Raw genomic sequence first — 13,098 nt, forward strand, 5'->3', positions numbered from 1 at the left:
CGGTCGAGCGATCCGATCAGCGGGTCGGTACCGGCTTGTCGCCGCGGTAGTCGTAGAAACCGCGCTGTGTCTTGCGGCCGAGCCAGCCGGCTTCGACGTACTTCACCAGCAGCGGGCACGGCCGGTACTTGGAGTCGGCGAGCCCCTCGTGCAGCACCTGCATGATCGACAGGCAGGTATCGAGGCCGATGAAGTCGGCCAGCTCCAGCGGTCCCATCGGGTGATGCGCGCCGAGCTTCATCGCCATATCGATGGCTTCGACGTTGCCGACGCCTTCGTACAGCGTGTAGATCGCCTCGTTGATCATCGGCAACAGGATGCGGTTGACGATGAACGCCGGGAAATCCTCGGACACCGCGATCTGCTTGCCGAGCTTGGTGACGAACGCCTTCGCGGTCTCGAAGGTGGCGTCGTCGGTCGCGATGCCGCGGATCAGCTCGACCAGCTCCATCACCGGCACCGGATTCATGAAGTGAATGCCGATGAAGCGCTCCGGCCGGTCGGTCGAGGCGGCCAGACGCGTGATCGAGATCGACGAGGTGTTGGAGGCGACGATCGCCTCCGGCTTCAGCACCGCGCACAGCTCGCTGAAGATCTTGCGCTTGGTCTCTTCCTTCTCGACCGCGGTCTCGATCACGAGATCGCAGTCGGACAGCCCGTCCAGCTTCTCGGTCGCGGTGATCCGCGCCAGCGCAGCCTTGCGGGCGTCTTCGGTGATGAGCTTCTTGGCGATCTGGCGCGACAGGTTGCCGTTGATGGTGGCCATCGCCGATTTCAGCCGGTCGGCGGAGACATCGTTCAGGATCACGTCGAACCCGCCGAGGGCGGCCACGTGAGCGATGCCGTTGCCCATCTGCCCCGCGCCGATTACGCCGACTTTTTTAATTGCTGCCGCCATCTCTCATCTCGTTCGGAGCACAGCCGCGTCTCGCGGCCGGTGCATCTTCGCACATTCCCGCGCCGCTGTCCGTGTTTCGGCGCCCGGACAGTTAGCCGGTTAACGCTTAAGGCTTCCGCAACGAACCCGGCCGGGAGGCCGGGTTCGTCCGCCGCGAGGGCGTTTACTTGCCGAGCTTGCCGAGCTCCTCGGTCAGCTCCGGGACAGCCTGGTAGAGGTCGGCGACCAGTCCGTAGTCTGCGACCTGGAAGATCGGCGCGTCTTCGTCCTTGTTGATCGCGACGATCACCTTGGAGTCCTTCATGCCGGCCAGATGCTGGATCGCGCCGGAAATGCCGATCGCGACATACAGCTCCGGGGCCACCACCTTGCCGGTCTGGCCGACCTGCCAGTCGTTCGGGGCGTAGCCGGCATCGACCGCGGCGCGCGAGGCGCCGACACCGGCGCCGAGCTTGTCGGCGAGCGGCTCGATGTACTTGGTGAAGTTCTCGCGGCTCTGCATCGCACGGCCGCCGGAGACGATGATCTTCGCCGACGACAGTTCGGGGCGATCGCTCTTGGCGACCTCTTCGCCGACGAAGCTCGACAGGCCCGGATCTTCCGCCGCCGCGACGGTCTCGACCGCGGCGCTGCCACCCTCGCCCGGGGTCGCCTGGAAGGTCGAGGTGCGGACGGTGATGACCTTCTTGGCGTCCTTCGACTTCACGGTCTGGATCGCGTTGCCGGCGTAGATCGGACGCTCGAAGGTGTCGGGCGCCACCACCTTGATGATCTCCGATACTTGCATCACGTCGAGCAGCGCGGCGACGCGCGGCATCACGTTCTTGAACCGCGAGGTCGCCGGAGCGACGATCGCGTCGTAGCTGCCGGCGAGCGAGACGATCAGCGCGGCCAGCGGCTCGGCGAGATCGTGCTCATAGGCCGGCGCTTCGGCGAGCAGCACCTTGGCGGCGCCCTGCAGCTTGGCGGCGGCATCGGCCGCGGCCTTGCAGCCCTGGCCGGCGACCAGCACGTGCACTTCGCCGCCGAGCGCGGCGGCGGCGGTCATCGCCTTGTTGGTGGCGTCCTTGAGCTGAGCGTTGTCGTGTTCGGCAATCAGCAGCGTGGTCATCAGATTACACCCGCTTCGTTCTTGAGCTTCGAAACCAGTTCGGCGACGTCCTTGACCTTGACGCCGGCCTTGCGGCCGCCCGGCTCGACGGTCTTCAGAACTTCCAGGCGCGGCGAAACGTCGACGCCGTAGTCGGCCGCGGTCTTCTCCGCGATCGGCTTCTTCTTGGCCTTCATGATGTTCGGCAGCGAGGCGTAGCGCGGCTCGTTGAGCCGCAGGTCGGTGGTGACGATCGCCGGGCCCTTCAGCTTGACGGTCTGCGAACCGCCGTCGACTTCACGCGCCACGGTGAAGTCGGAGCCGTCGACTTCGAGCTTCGAGGCGAAGGTCGCCTGCGCCCAGCCGAGCAGCGCGGCCAGCATCTGGCCGGTCTGGTTGCTGTCGTCGTCGATCGCCTGTTTGCCGAGGATGATCAGTCCCGGCTTTTCTTCGTCGGCCACGCCCTTCAGAATCTTGGCGACCGCCAGCGGCTCGACGACGCCGTCGGCCTTGACCAGGATGCCGCGGTCGGCGCCCATGGCGAGGCCAGTGCGCAGGGTTTCCGACGCCTGCGCCGGTCCGATCGAGACCACGACGACTTCGGTCGCCTTGCCGGCCTCCTTGAGGCGCAGCGCTTCTTCGACGGCGATCTCGTCGAACGGATTCATCGACATCTTGACGTTGGCGAGTTCAACGCCCGACCCGTCGCTCTTGACGCGGATCTTGACGTTGTAGTCGACCACGCGCTTGACCGGCACCAGAACCTTCATCGATCCTCTTTCGTGTTGCGGTGGGTAATCTTTAGTTGTGGCGGCGGAACCTAAAGCCCCTCCTAACCGGGGTCAACGCGGCAAAGCCAAAAACCGCCATGTTCCCTAGCGGTTCTGGCCCGGCACCCAGAGAACGTCGGAGGCGCCGCCGTCGTTCACCGTGCGGGCCGCGACAAACAGGAAGTCCGACAACCGGTTGACGTACTGGACGGCCGCCGGGGTGACCTTCTCGTGCGGGCGGGTCGACAGTTCCACCATCGCGCGTTCCGCGCGGCGGCAAATCGTCCGCGCTACATGCAGGTAAGCGGCTGCCGGCTTGCCGCCCGGCAGCACGAACGAAGTGAGCGGCGCCAGCCGCTCGTTGAGCCGATCGATATCCCGCTCCAGGCGCTCGACCTGGCTCGACAACACCCGCAGCCGCTCGGCCTTGCCGTCGCGCTCCGGAACCGCAAGGTCGGCGCCGAGGTCGAACAGATCGTTCTGAATACGCCCGATCATGGCGTCGAGTTCCGGCAGGTCCGACAGATGCAGCCGCACCACGCCGAGCGCGGCGTTGGTCTCGTCGACAGTGCCATAGGCCGCAATCCGCGGGTCGGATTTCGGCCGCCGCTCGCCCGAGCCGAGGGCGGTGGTGCCGTCGTCGCCGCTGCGGGTATAGATTCGATTGAGCACGACCATTGCGCGGGATTCCTGCTGCGGAAGATCCTGTGAAGCCGGAGTTTGATGAGCCGGGGCTTGGTGGGCAGCTAACGGCCGAGCGCCCAGATCGCAAGCATGGTGATGACGATGGCGACGAATTGCAGCAACACCCGCCATCGCATCAGGGTCTGCGACCTGTTCGGCGAGCCGCCCCGCATCATGTTGATCAAGCCGAGCATGAGCACCAGCGCGACGGCGCCGAGCGCGACCGGCAGGGCGATTGAACTCAGAAAGGTTGCCATCTAGGTTTCATAACACCGCCGCCGCCCCCGCGCCATCCCCACGGGGGCGCCCGACGCAACGATCCCGGGTGGAGCCGGTTAGTAACGGATGCTAAGGTTCTGCCATCCCGCCGGCCGCAACTCGACAAGGTGACCCGTGAGGCAGATTCGCTACGCCTATGCGGTCGCGGTCGACGCGTTCTACACGTTCCTGGCCGACGACGGATGGGCGATCGCCAGCCACATCGCGCTGTCGACCCTGATGGCGCTGTTTCCGTTTCTGATCGTACTCACCTCGCTGGCCGGCTTCGTCGGCTCGCGTGAGCTCGCCGACCGCGCCGCCGAACTGCTGCTCGACGTCTGGCCGGCTCAGGTCGCGAGCACGCTGTCGGGCGAAATCCACGACGTGCTGACCACCACCCGAGGCGGCGTTCTGACGGTCGGCCTGCTGCTGGCACTGTACTTCGCCTCCAACGGCGTCGAGAGCCTGCGGGTCGGCCTCAACCGCGCCTATGCGGTGATCGAGCCGCGGGCGTGGTACCTGCTGCGGCTGGAGTCGATCGGCTACACCCTGGTGGCGGCGTTCACCGCACTGGCGATGGGGTTCCTGATCGTGCTCGGACCGCTGATCCTGGCCACCGCGCGGCGCTACGTGCCGCTGATAGTCCAAAACAACGAGCCGCTGCTGACGATCGGCCGCTACGGCATTGCCATCACGGCGCTGACCGTGGCGCTGTTCCTGCTGCACGCCTATCTGCCGGCGGGGCGGCGTTCGTTCAAGCAGATCCTGCCCGGCATCGTCTTCACCATGGCGGCTTCGCTGATCTCGGGCGTCGCGTTCGGCATGTATCTGGCGCGCTTCGCCAACAATTACGTAACGATGTATGCGGGGTTGGGCTCGGTGATCATCGCGCTGGTGTTCCTGTATTTCATCGCGGCGATCTTCGTTTACGGCGGCGAACTCAATGCCGCGATCATCAAGTCGCGGCTGCCCGAGGGGACGACGCTGCAAGAAGCGCAGTTGCGAGCGCCCGGGGCGAAACCGGCTTGAGCAGGAAGCCGTCGGCGCCGGCCTGACGCGCCGCCGCTTCGTCCTGATCGCGCCCCGACACTCCGATGATCGGAATCGCGCCGAGCGGCGGCGGCAGTGTTCGGATACGCTCGATCGCCTCGATGCCGCTGATCCCGGGCAGCACCATATCCATCAGCACCGCGTCGAACTCGCCCTTTGCCAGACGCTCCGGCACTGCTTCGCCGCTGCCGACGAAATCGCACTGATGGCCGAGTTCGCTGAGGATGGCGTTGAGCACCACCCGGCCAAACGGATTGTCTTCGACGCTGAGGATTCGCAGCCGGCCGCCCCCCGCGGCCCGGACGGCGCCGCTTGCGGTGGACATCTGCGGCGGCTTGGCGCGCTCCAGCGTCACGGCCAGGGTGAAGACCGTCCCGCCGCGCGGACGCTGCACCACCGTGACGTCGCCGCCGAGCGCCCGGGCGATCTGTCGCACCGACGACAGCCCGAGGCCGGCGCCGCCGAACCGCGCGGCGATGCTGACATTGGCCTGGGAGAACGGCCGGAACAGCCGCTTGATCTCGGCCAGCGACAGCCCGATGCCGCTGTCGGACACCGCGAACGAGACCTGCGACTTGCCGGGGCCGGCAGCCGTGGCGGCGACCTTCAGCGCGACGTCGCCGCGCTCGGTGAACTTCACCGCGTTGTCGATCAGGTTTTCCAGCGCGGCGCGCAACCGCACCGCATCGCCGATCGCAAACCCCGGCAGTCGCGGCGAGATCGTCACCGTGGCGCGCAGCCCCTTGGCGGCGGCGCGGCCGGACAGCGAATCGCCGGCATGACGCGCCAGCGCCCGCAGATCGAAGAACTCCGAGCGCAGTCCGAGCCCGGTGGTGCCGAGCCGTGCGGCGTCGACGAACAAGGTGGCGAGGCCGGACAGATGCTCGGCGCCGGCCTTGATGGTGTCGACCCAGCGCCGCTCGCGCTCACCGAGGTCGGAGGTCGCGAGCAATTCGCTGACAGCCAGGATACCGGTCAGCGGGGTCCGGACCTCGTGCGCGAAGGTCGCCAGCACGGTCTCGATCATGCCGGACGACGCCGGTTTCTTACGCCGGACGCGTTTCACCGGCGTCCGCTTCACCTGCGTCCGCCCGCTGCGCAACGCGCGCGATTTCACCGCCATGAGTCCCCCGAGCCGTCCCGGCCACAATGCCACGCCCGAACCCGTCGAGTCACGCCGGGAAGTCCGCTGCGCTGCCATCCCTCGCGACCATCAGGCGACCGTCAGGCAGGCGCTGCCAGCCCAACCATGGTCCGGACCTCGGCCGGCGTGACGCCTGCTGCGCGCAGCTCACGCAGGCCGGTGGCGCCGGTCGATTTCGACAGTTTGCGGCCCTCCGCGTCGCGCAGCAGCGCATGGTGCCGGTACACCGGCGGCGGCAGGCCGAGCAGGTGCTGCAGCAGCCGGTGCACCGAGGTCGACCAGAACAGATCGGCGCCGCGCACCACTTCGGTGACGCCCTGCAGGGCATCGTCGATCACCACCGAGAGGTGGTAGCTGGTCGGCGTCTCCTTGCGCGCGACGATGACGTCCCCCCACGCCTCCGGTCGCGCCCCGATCGTGCCGGCCTCGCCCCCTGGGCCGCTGCCGAGCTCCCGCCAGCTCAGTTCGCCGGCGAGTGCAAGGGCAGCCGCCATATCCAACCGCAGCGCATAGGGAATGCCAGCGGCAATCAGTTCGGCCCGTTCCACCGCCGCGAGCCGCTGACCGATCCCCGGATACAGCGGCGCGCCGTCGGGATCGCGCGGCCACTCCGCGACCTGATCCTGCGCCGCGACCAGCCGGGCGATCTCGGCGCGGCTTTCGAACGCCGGATAGACCAGTCCCCGCGCCGCAAGCCGCTCGACCGCACTGCGATACAGTTCGAGGTGGTCCGACTGCCGCCGCACCTCGCCGTCCCACGCGACGCCGAGCCAGGCCAGATCTTCGTAGATCGCCTGTTCGAACTCCGGCCGGCAGCGGGTGCGGTCGATGTCCTCGATCCGCAGCAGCAGCGTGCCCCCGCTCGCCCGCGCCAGATCGGCATTCAGCAGCGCCGAATAGGCATGGCCGAGATGCAGATACCCGTTCGGACTCGGAGCAAATCGGAAAACGGGTGGCGGCATTGAACCCCTGACGTCATTGCCGGACTTGATCCGGCAATCCATCGGATGAGAGACTCTCTTACGATAGCGGATGGATGTGCGGGTCAAGCCCGCGCATGACGCCGGAAAGCCGAACCACCTGATGACCATCCATCTCGACAGCCAGGCCGACCTCGATGACGCCATCACCACGCTGGTGGAACGGGACCCGCGGCTGAGGCCGGTGCTTCAGGTCGCCGGCATGCCGGCGCTGCGCCGGCGCGAGCCGGGCTTTGCCGGCCTCGCCGCGATCGTCTGCGGTCAGCAGCTTTCGACCGCCTCGGCGGCAGCGATCTGGGGCCGGGTGTCGGCGGCGTTCGAGCCGTTCGAGCACGGCGCGATCAAGCGGGCGCGGCCCGACCGGCTGGCGCGGCTCGGGCTGTCGACCGCGAAGATCAAGACGTTGAAGGCGCTTGCCAAAGAGCTCGCCACCGAACGGCTCAACCTCGATGTGCTGGCCGAAGAAGACGCCGACGCCGCCCACGCCACGCTGACGGCGCTGCACGGCATCGGGCCGTGGACCGCCGACATCTATCTGTTGTTCTGCCTCGGCCACGGCGACGCCTGGCCGGCCGGCGACCTCGCGGTGCAGGAGGCGATGCGGATCGGCCTCGGCCTGAAAGCGCGTCCCACCGTGAAGCAGATGGCCCCGCTCGCCGAACCCTGGCGTCCGCTGCGCGGCGCCGCCGCGCATCTGTGGTGGGCGTATTACCACGCCGTGAAGCGGCGCGAGGGTGTGATCGGCGACGACGAGGCGGCGAACACCAAGGCGGCCAACACCAAGGCCACACAACAAAAGCCCGCCGCCCCGCCGCCGCGCAGACCCCGTCCGTCATCCCCGTGAGGCGGCCGCGCACCAGTCGCGGAGACATGAGTCGCGCGCAACCGTGATCGTTCGAACCAAGCGACGCTCGCATCTCAGAGGCTCGCCGGACATAACTCCGTTTCGATCGCGCCCTTTCGCGCCGCCTGACCGGCCGCCGCGACAGGTTCTGATCGCCATGCTGGAGTAGGGCGCCGCTGCAACTTGGAGTTCCGGCTCCAGTGGAACCGATCGGTTGCTGATCCGTTGACCGTGCGCAAATCGGTCCATCCTTTGCCGATGGATCGCCACGTTCGGCGCTGGCGGCGTGGCACACCGCAGCCGGAGTGGGAGTGTATGACCGACAGCGCGAGCGCCGCGATCACCCCGCCGCAGGCTCAGGTCGTCGAGCAGGCCGGTGCGCGGGTGGTCGAAACCGATATTCCGGCGCGCCTCGACGGTCTGCTGTGGAGCGGCTTCCACACCCGGGTGGTGGCGGCGCTCGGCATTACCTGGATTCTGGATGGTCTGGAAGTGACGCTCGCCGGCGCGCTGGCGGGGGCGTTGAAGGACAGTCCGGTCCTGCGCTTCTCCAACCTCGACGTCGGCCTCGCCACCAGCGCCTATCTGGCGGGCGCCGTGATCGGCGCGATCGGATTCGGCTGGCTGACCGACCGGATCGGGCGCAAGAAGCTGTTCTTCATCACCTTGGCGCTGTACCTCAGCGCGACCGCCGCAACGGCGCTGTCGTGGGATATCGCCAGCTACGCGCTGTTTCGGTTTCTCACCGGTGCCGGCATCGGCGGCGAGTACACCGCGATCAACTCCACCATCCAGGAACTGATGCCCGCGCGGTATCGCGGCTGGACCGATCTGGTGATCAACGGCAGCTTCTGGATCGGCGCGGCGATCGGGGCGGTGGGCGCGATCGTTCTGCTCGACCCCGCCGTGATCGATCCCGAATACGGCTGGCGGCTGGCCTATCTGACCGGGGCGGTCATCGGCCTGGTGGTGTTCGCGATGCGCTGGTGGATTCCGGAAAGCCCGCGCTGGCTGATGATCCACGGTCAGCCGGAGCGCGCCGAAGCGATCGTCGCCGACATCGAGCGCGATGCGCGGCGCGCGGCCGATCGTCCGCTGGTGTTGCCGAAGATCAGGCTGCGGATGCGAACCCACACCCCGCTGCTGGAGATTGCCCGGACTCTGTTTGCGACCTATCGGCAGCGCTCGCTGGTCGGGCTGGTGCTGATGGGCGCGCAGGCGTTCTTCTACAATGCGATCTTCTTCACCTATGCGCTGGTTCTGACCGATTTCTTCGGCATCCCCGCAAATGATGTCGGCTGGTACATCCTGCCGTTCGCGGCCGGCAATTTTCTCGGGCCGCTGCTGCTCGGCCGGTTGTTCGATACGCTCGGCCGCCGCACCATGATCGGCTTCACCTACGGCGTTTCGGCGATCCTGCTGGCGCTGTCCGGCTACCTGTTCTCGATCGGCGCGCTCAGCGCGCAGGGCCAGACGATCGCCTGGATGGTGATCTTCTTCTTCGCATCGCCCGCCGCCAGCGCGGCCTATCTCACCGTCAGCGAGACGTTTCCGCTGGAAGTTCGTGCGCTGGCGATCGCGATCTTCTATGCCATCGGCACCGGCATCGGCGGTGTCGCCGGACCGGCGCTGTTCGGTGCGCTGATCGATACCGGATCGCGTGGCAGCGTGTTCGCCGGTTACCTGCTCGGATCGTCCCTGATGATGGCGGCGGCTGTCATCGGTTGGAGGTATGCTGTAGCGGCCGAACGCCGGCCGCTGGAACACGTCGCGCGGCCGCTCGCCGCCACACAGGAGCATCGATGACAACCAAGCTCGTTCGACCGTCCTCGCAACCGGCCGTTTCGGCCGCGGTGGCAGGCGCGCTGATCCCGCAGCTCGATCGGTGTGCGCTGCTGCTCGATATCGACGGTACGTTGCTGGACATGGCGCCGACCCCGCGCGAAGTCTGGGTGCCGCCGGAGCTGGAACAAACTCTGACCAAACTCCTGGTCAGAACCTCCGGCGCGCTGGCGCTGGTCAGCGGCCGGTCGATCAACGATATCGATCTGATCTTCGCGCCGATGCGGCTGCCCGCGGTCGGCGGTCACGGCGCCGAGATGCGGCTGTCGGGCGACGGCGAAGCGGTGGCGACGCACGCGCCGCCGCTCGATCCCGACCTCAAGAGCCGGCTCGCGGCGATCGCCCGCATCAGTCCCGGTATTCTGCTCGAGGACAAAGGCTACTCGCTGGCGCTGCACTATCGTCTGGCACCGCACACTGAAAAAGCGATCTACGAGTCGGTCGCAGCGATCCGGGCCGAACATCCCGAGGCGCCGCTGGAGGTTCTGCCCGGCAAGTCGGTCTGCGAGATCAAGCATGCCGGCTTCACCAAGGCGACCGGCGTAGTGGAACTGATGAAACACGCGCCGTTCCATGGCCGCCGACCGGTATTCATCGGCGACGACGTGACCGACGAAACCGTGTTCGCAATCATGCCGGACCTCGACGGCGTCGCGTTCTCGGTGGGACGCGACAGCGAACTCACCGCAGGTCGTTTCGACGAGCCGCGCGATGTGCGCGACTGGCTCGCAGGTCTACTCGGCCCGACCGCGTAGTCCGGTGCGGTTCCGCACGCAGAACCCGTCGCAACGCGCAATGTTTGGAAAAGTTCCGGCTTCGCCATGGAACGATCACGATGAATGGATGTTAATCTCCGCAGCGTCACGCAGACGCACCAGACAATTGGGGAGCCGGAGGGAGACGTGAACCTGATCGTGGTTTCGAACCGAGTTGCCCGTGCGTCGGGGAACGAACCGATGACGGGCGGATTGGCGGCAGCGCTGCTGCCTGTGGTGGAGAAATCCGGGGCGATATGGGTCGGGTCGAGCGGGCGGGTCCGTGACGGTGTTCACCGCGAACCTTTCGCCGAGATCGAACAGCTCGGCGCCGGCGCGCTCGCGATGCTGGACCTGCCGGCGGCGCATTACGGCGGGTACTACGAAGGCTTCGCCAATTCGGCGCTGTGGCCGGCGCTGCATTCCCGCCCGGATCTGATCCGGGTCTCGCACGACGATTACCGCTCGTATCGCGAAGTCAATGCGTTCATGGCGCGGGCGTTGCTCCGCTTCCGCAAGCCGGACGCGGCGTTCTGGATTCAGGACTATCACTTCCTCGCCCTCGGCGCGGAATTGCGCCAGCTCGGCGTGAACCACCCGATCGGGTTCTTCCTGCACACACCGTGGCCGTCGCGCGCCACCATCGGCTGCGTTCCGCATCATCGCGAACTGATCGAGGCGATGCTGGCCTATGATCTGATCGGATTCCAGACCGAAGAGGACCGCGGTAATTTCCTCGGCTATGTCGGATCCGAACTCGGCCTGGAGGTCGCCGACGGTGCGGTGACCACGGCGAGCGGAACGACGCGTTGCGAGGTGTTCGCAATCAGCATCGACTCCGGCGCATTCGCCCATCAGGCACAGAAGGCGATGACCCATCCGGAAGTGTCGCGCCTGCGCAAAAGTCTCAATGGCGAGAAGCTGGTGATCGGGGTCGATCGGCTCGACTATTCGAAAGGCCTGATCAACCGGGTCAAGGCGTTCGACAAGATGTTGTCCGACCGGCCTGCTTTGCAGCGGGCAGTGTCGCTGCTCCAGATCGCGACTCCGTCCCGCGGCACGATCGAGGCTTACGGCAATCTGCAAGGCGATCTCGCCAAGCTGGTCAGCGACGTCAACGGCCGGCTCGGCGAGGTCGACTGGACCCCGATCCGCTATCTCAACAAGGGCTATCGCCAGAGCGTGCTGGCCGGGCTGTATCGCTCGGCGCATGTCGGGCTGGTCACGCCGCTTCAGGACGGCATGAATCTGGTGGCGAAGGAATATGTCGCCGCCCAGAATCCGATCGATCCCGGCGTGCTGGTGCTGTCGAAATTCGCCGGCGCCGCCAACGAGCTCGACACCGCCCTGCAGGTCAATCCGCACGACATCGACGGCATGTCGCGGGTGATCGCCGCCGCGCTGGCGATGCCGCTGACCGAGCGCCGGCTGCGCTGGGAGGCGATGATGGCCAAGCTGCGCGACAACAGCATTCAGCGCTGGTTCGGCGATTTCGTCGGGGCGCTGGAGCGCGCGCACGCCGACAATCGCAGCCACGCTCCGATTCCGCTGGCGCCGTCGGCGCCGCCATCCTCGATGATGCTGGCCGGCGGCTGGTCACGGCGAACACCCCGGGCGGTCGGCGGCGCGGTGCTGCAATAGAGCGCGGGTCCCTCGGGGGACAGCGGCCTACGACGCGCCGCCGGCGGCCAGTCAGGCCGAGCGGTCGCGCCGAAGGGCCGGATTGGGCGTGAATTTTCCCCACCGGCGGCGCAATCCCTTGCCAAATCCGCCCGACGCGGTCATGAGAGGGCGCCCGGAGAGGTGGCCGAGTGGTTGAAGGCGCACGCCTGGAACGCGTGTGTGCGGGAAACCGTACCGTGGGTTCGAATCCCACTCTCTCCGCCATGGCTTCCAAAAACCCGAGTGATTCAAATTCACTAGACAATTTAAGGCTTTCTGCAAGCGCCAAGTGGTACACGAAAGTGGACACAAATGGCCTTTAAAATGCAGAGTCCTTGGAAGAATCCCCGAAAATTGGTGGTTCAGGCGGCGAGTGCCGGCCAACCTTGTCGCGTTTATGGGGGGTAAGCGCGAGATCAAATTTTCGCTTGGCACCTCCGACCCCAAACTCGCGGAGGTTATCTTTCGGGAGAAAAACGCTGAGATCGAGCGGCTTTGGCACGAGCATCTCCACGGCCACCAATATGCCAAGCTGTCTCAGCGGCAAATCTCGGCGTTGGCAGGCGAATTCTACCAGGAAACAATTGCGGCTCACCGGGACAATCCAGGTCGCGCTGCCGAGTGGGACTTAGAGCTCAGGCGGTTGCGCGAGAAAAAGCGGCGTTTTCTACCGATCCCCCCGAATTTCCACCTTCGAATGAGCTTTGCCAAGGAAGCTGACGCCTTTCTGGAGAGGAAGGGGCTCCGGCTTTCGGGACAAATTCAGGATCTCTTCATCGAGGAATTTGTCCGCGCCAAAGTCCAAGCGGCCGAACACATCAAGAAACTGGCCGGCGGTGATTGGCGGCCCGATCCTGACGCGGGACGCTTTGCCCCTTCAGAGGCTTTGAAATCCGCCGGTGCGGTCGATGCCATGGACATGTTCGAGCGCTACGCCGACGAAGCCGACCTCGCCGACAAGACACGCCGTTCTTGGCGAACGAAGCTGAAATCGCTGATGGAGTTTGTTGGGCACGACGACCTAGCTGTGAGCTTTCATTAGGTTGTCCATCCGGTCCGGACCGGGGATGCTGAGGTTGCGATGCTTCAGTATCCAGGGAGGGACCGGATGAACATTCACA

At 66.3% G+C, this 13,098-nt stretch carries 13 protein-coding genes and 1 tRNA gene; 7 read left to right on the forward strand and 7 right to left on the reverse strand.

What is annotated here, in order from left to right; genetic code table 11:
* Nucleotides 1-16: 16 nt before the first annotated feature.
* From DWA33_RS23290 to DWA33_RS23310, 5 genes are all read right to left on the reverse strand, one after another.
* Nucleotides 17-898, reverse strand: coding sequence for a 3-hydroxybutyryl-CoA dehydrogenase (locus tag DWA33_RS23290; RefSeq protein ID WP_114360873.1), 882 nt, complete (start codon nt 896-898; stop codon nt 17-19).
* Between the two features lie 163 nt (nt 899-1,061).
* Nucleotides 1,062-2,009 carry an electron transfer flavoprotein subunit alpha/FixB family protein gene (locus DWA33_RS23295; protein ID WP_114360874.1) on the reverse strand — a complete coding sequence of 316 codons (948 nt, stop codon included), beginning with the start codon at nt 2,007-2,009 and terminating at the stop codon, nt 1,062-1,064.
* The gene (locus DWA33_RS23300) at nt 2,009-2,758 is read right to left on the reverse strand and encodes an electron transfer flavoprotein subunit beta/FixA family protein (protein WP_013504560.1); all 750 of its coding nucleotides are present in this window, start codon (nt 2,756-2,758) and stop codon (nt 2,009-2,011) included. Before DWA33_RS23300 ends, DWA33_RS23295 begins: the two co-directional genes overlap by 1 nt.
* Nucleotides 2,759-2,863: 105 nt before the next feature.
* On the reverse strand, nt 2,864-3,436 hold the full coding sequence (locus DWA33_RS23305; RefSeq protein ID WP_114360875.1) for a cob(I)yrinic acid a,c-diamide adenosyltransferase: 573 nt from the start codon (nt 3,434-3,436) through the stop codon (nt 2,864-2,866).
* A gap of 68 nt (nt 3,437-3,504) precedes the next feature.
* Nucleotides 3,505-3,699, reverse strand: coding sequence for a twin transmembrane helix small protein (locus DWA33_RS23310; protein ID WP_114360876.1), 195 nt, complete (start codon nt 3,697-3,699; stop codon nt 3,505-3,507).
* A 136-nt stretch (nt 3,700-3,835) separates the two neighbouring features.
* Here DWA33_RS23310 and DWA33_RS23315 point away from each other — a divergent pair, with 136 nt between their 5' ends.
* A complete protein-coding gene (locus DWA33_RS23315; protein WP_114360877.1) occupies nt 3,836-4,729 on the forward strand; it encodes a YihY/virulence factor BrkB family protein in 894 nt (297 codons plus the stop codon).
* Here DWA33_RS23315 and DWA33_RS23320 read toward each other — a convergent pair.
* Both DWA33_RS23320 and gluQRS read right to left on the reverse strand, forming a co-directional pair.
* Nucleotides 4,656-5,873, reverse strand: a complete 1,218-nt coding sequence (locus tag DWA33_RS23320) for an ATP-binding protein (RefSeq protein WP_114360878.1) — start codon at nt 5,871-5,873, stop codon at nt 4,656-4,658. The genes DWA33_RS23315 and DWA33_RS23320 overlap by 74 nt on opposite strands.
* A gap of 101 nt (nt 5,874-5,974) precedes the next feature.
* Nucleotides 5,975-6,856, reverse strand: coding sequence for a tRNA glutamyl-Q(34) synthetase GluQRS (gene gluQRS, locus DWA33_RS23325; RefSeq protein ID WP_114360879.1), 882 nt, complete (start codon nt 6,854-6,856; stop codon nt 5,975-5,977).
* Nucleotides 6,857-6,926: 70 nt separating this feature from the next.
* Here gluQRS and DWA33_RS23330 point away from each other — a divergent pair, with 70 nt between their 5' ends.
* From DWA33_RS23330 to DWA33_RS23355, 6 genes are all read left to right on the forward strand, one after another.
* The gene (locus DWA33_RS23330; protein WP_244601381.1) at nt 6,927-7,718 is read left to right on the forward strand and encodes a DNA-3-methyladenine glycosylase family protein; all 792 of its coding nucleotides are present in this window, start codon (nt 6,927-6,929) and stop codon (nt 7,716-7,718) included.
* A 315-nt stretch (nt 7,719-8,033) separates the two neighbouring features.
* Nucleotides 8,034-9,524 carry an MFS transporter gene (locus DWA33_RS23335; RefSeq protein WP_114360880.1) on the forward strand — a complete coding sequence of 497 codons (1,491 nt, stop codon included), beginning with the start codon at nt 8,034-8,036 and terminating at the stop codon, nt 9,522-9,524.
* Entirely contained in the window at nt 9,521-10,315 is a 795-nt protein-coding gene (otsB, locus tag DWA33_RS23340) for a trehalose-phosphatase (protein ID WP_114360881.1), read from the forward strand. Before DWA33_RS23335 ends, otsB begins: the two co-directional genes overlap by 4 nt.
* Before the next feature lie 147 nt (nt 10,316-10,462).
* Nucleotides 10,463-11,956, forward strand: coding sequence for an alpha,alpha-trehalose-phosphate synthase (UDP-forming) (gene otsA, locus DWA33_RS23345; RefSeq protein ID WP_114360882.1), 1,494 nt, complete (start codon nt 10,463-10,465; stop codon nt 11,954-11,956).
* A 156-nt stretch (nt 11,957-12,112) separates the two neighbouring features.
* Nucleotides 12,113-12,202: transfer RNA gene (locus DWA33_RS23350), tRNA-Ser, on the forward strand.
* Between the two features lie 64 nt (nt 12,203-12,266).
* Complete coding sequence (locus tag DWA33_RS23355) at nt 12,267-13,019, forward strand: DUF6538 domain-containing protein (RefSeq protein ID WP_347337912.1); 753 nt, start codon at nt 12,267-12,269, stop codon at nt 13,017-13,019.
* The last annotated feature ends 79 nt before the right edge of the window (nt 13,020-13,098 follow it).

Source organism: Rhodopseudomonas pentothenatexigens, from assembly GCF_900218015.1.
GTDB lineage: Bacteria > Pseudomonadota > Alphaproteobacteria > Rhizobiales > Xanthobacteraceae > Rhodopseudomonas > Rhodopseudomonas pentothenatexigens.

Bases quoted from the DNA above. Each gene is read 5' to 3' on its own strand.
- DWA33_RS23305 (WP_114360875.1), bottom strand. From the start codon at position 3,436: ATGGTCGTGCTCAATCGAATCTATACCCGCAGCGGCGACGACGGCACC.
- DWA33_RS23330 (WP_244601381.1), top strand. From the start codon at position 6,927: ATGGATGTGCGGGTCAAGCCCGCGCATGACGCCGGAAAGCCGAACCAC.
- DWA33_RS23335 (WP_114360880.1), top strand. From the start codon at position 8,034: ATGACCGACAGCGCGAGCGCCGCGATCACCCCGCCGCAGGCTCAGGTC.
- DWA33_RS23295 (WP_114360874.1), bottom strand. From the start codon at position 2,009: ATGACCACGCTGCTGATTGCCGAACACGACAACGCTCAGCTCAAGGAC.
- DWA33_RS23320 (WP_114360878.1), bottom strand. From the start codon at position 5,873: ATGGCGGTGAAATCGCGCGCGTTGCGCAGCGGGCGGACGCAGGTGAAG.
- gluQRS (WP_114360879.1), bottom strand. From the start codon at position 6,856: ATGCCGCCACCCGTTTTCCGATTTGCTCCGAGTCCGAACGGGTATCTG.
- DWA33_RS23310 (WP_114360876.1), bottom strand. From the start codon at position 3,699: ATGGCAACCTTTCTGAGTTCAATCGCCCTGCCGGTCGCGCTCGGCGCC.
- DWA33_RS23300 (WP_013504560.1), bottom strand. From the start codon at position 2,758: ATGAAGGTTCTGGTGCCGGTCAAGCGCGTGGTCGACTACAACGTCAAG.
- otsB (WP_114360881.1), top strand. From the start codon at position 9,521: ATGACAACCAAGCTCGTTCGACCGTCCTCGCAACCGGCCGTTTCGGCC.
- DWA33_RS23290 (WP_114360873.1), bottom strand. From the start codon at position 898: ATGGCGGCAGCAATTAAAAAAGTCGGCGTAATCGGCGCGGGGCAGATG.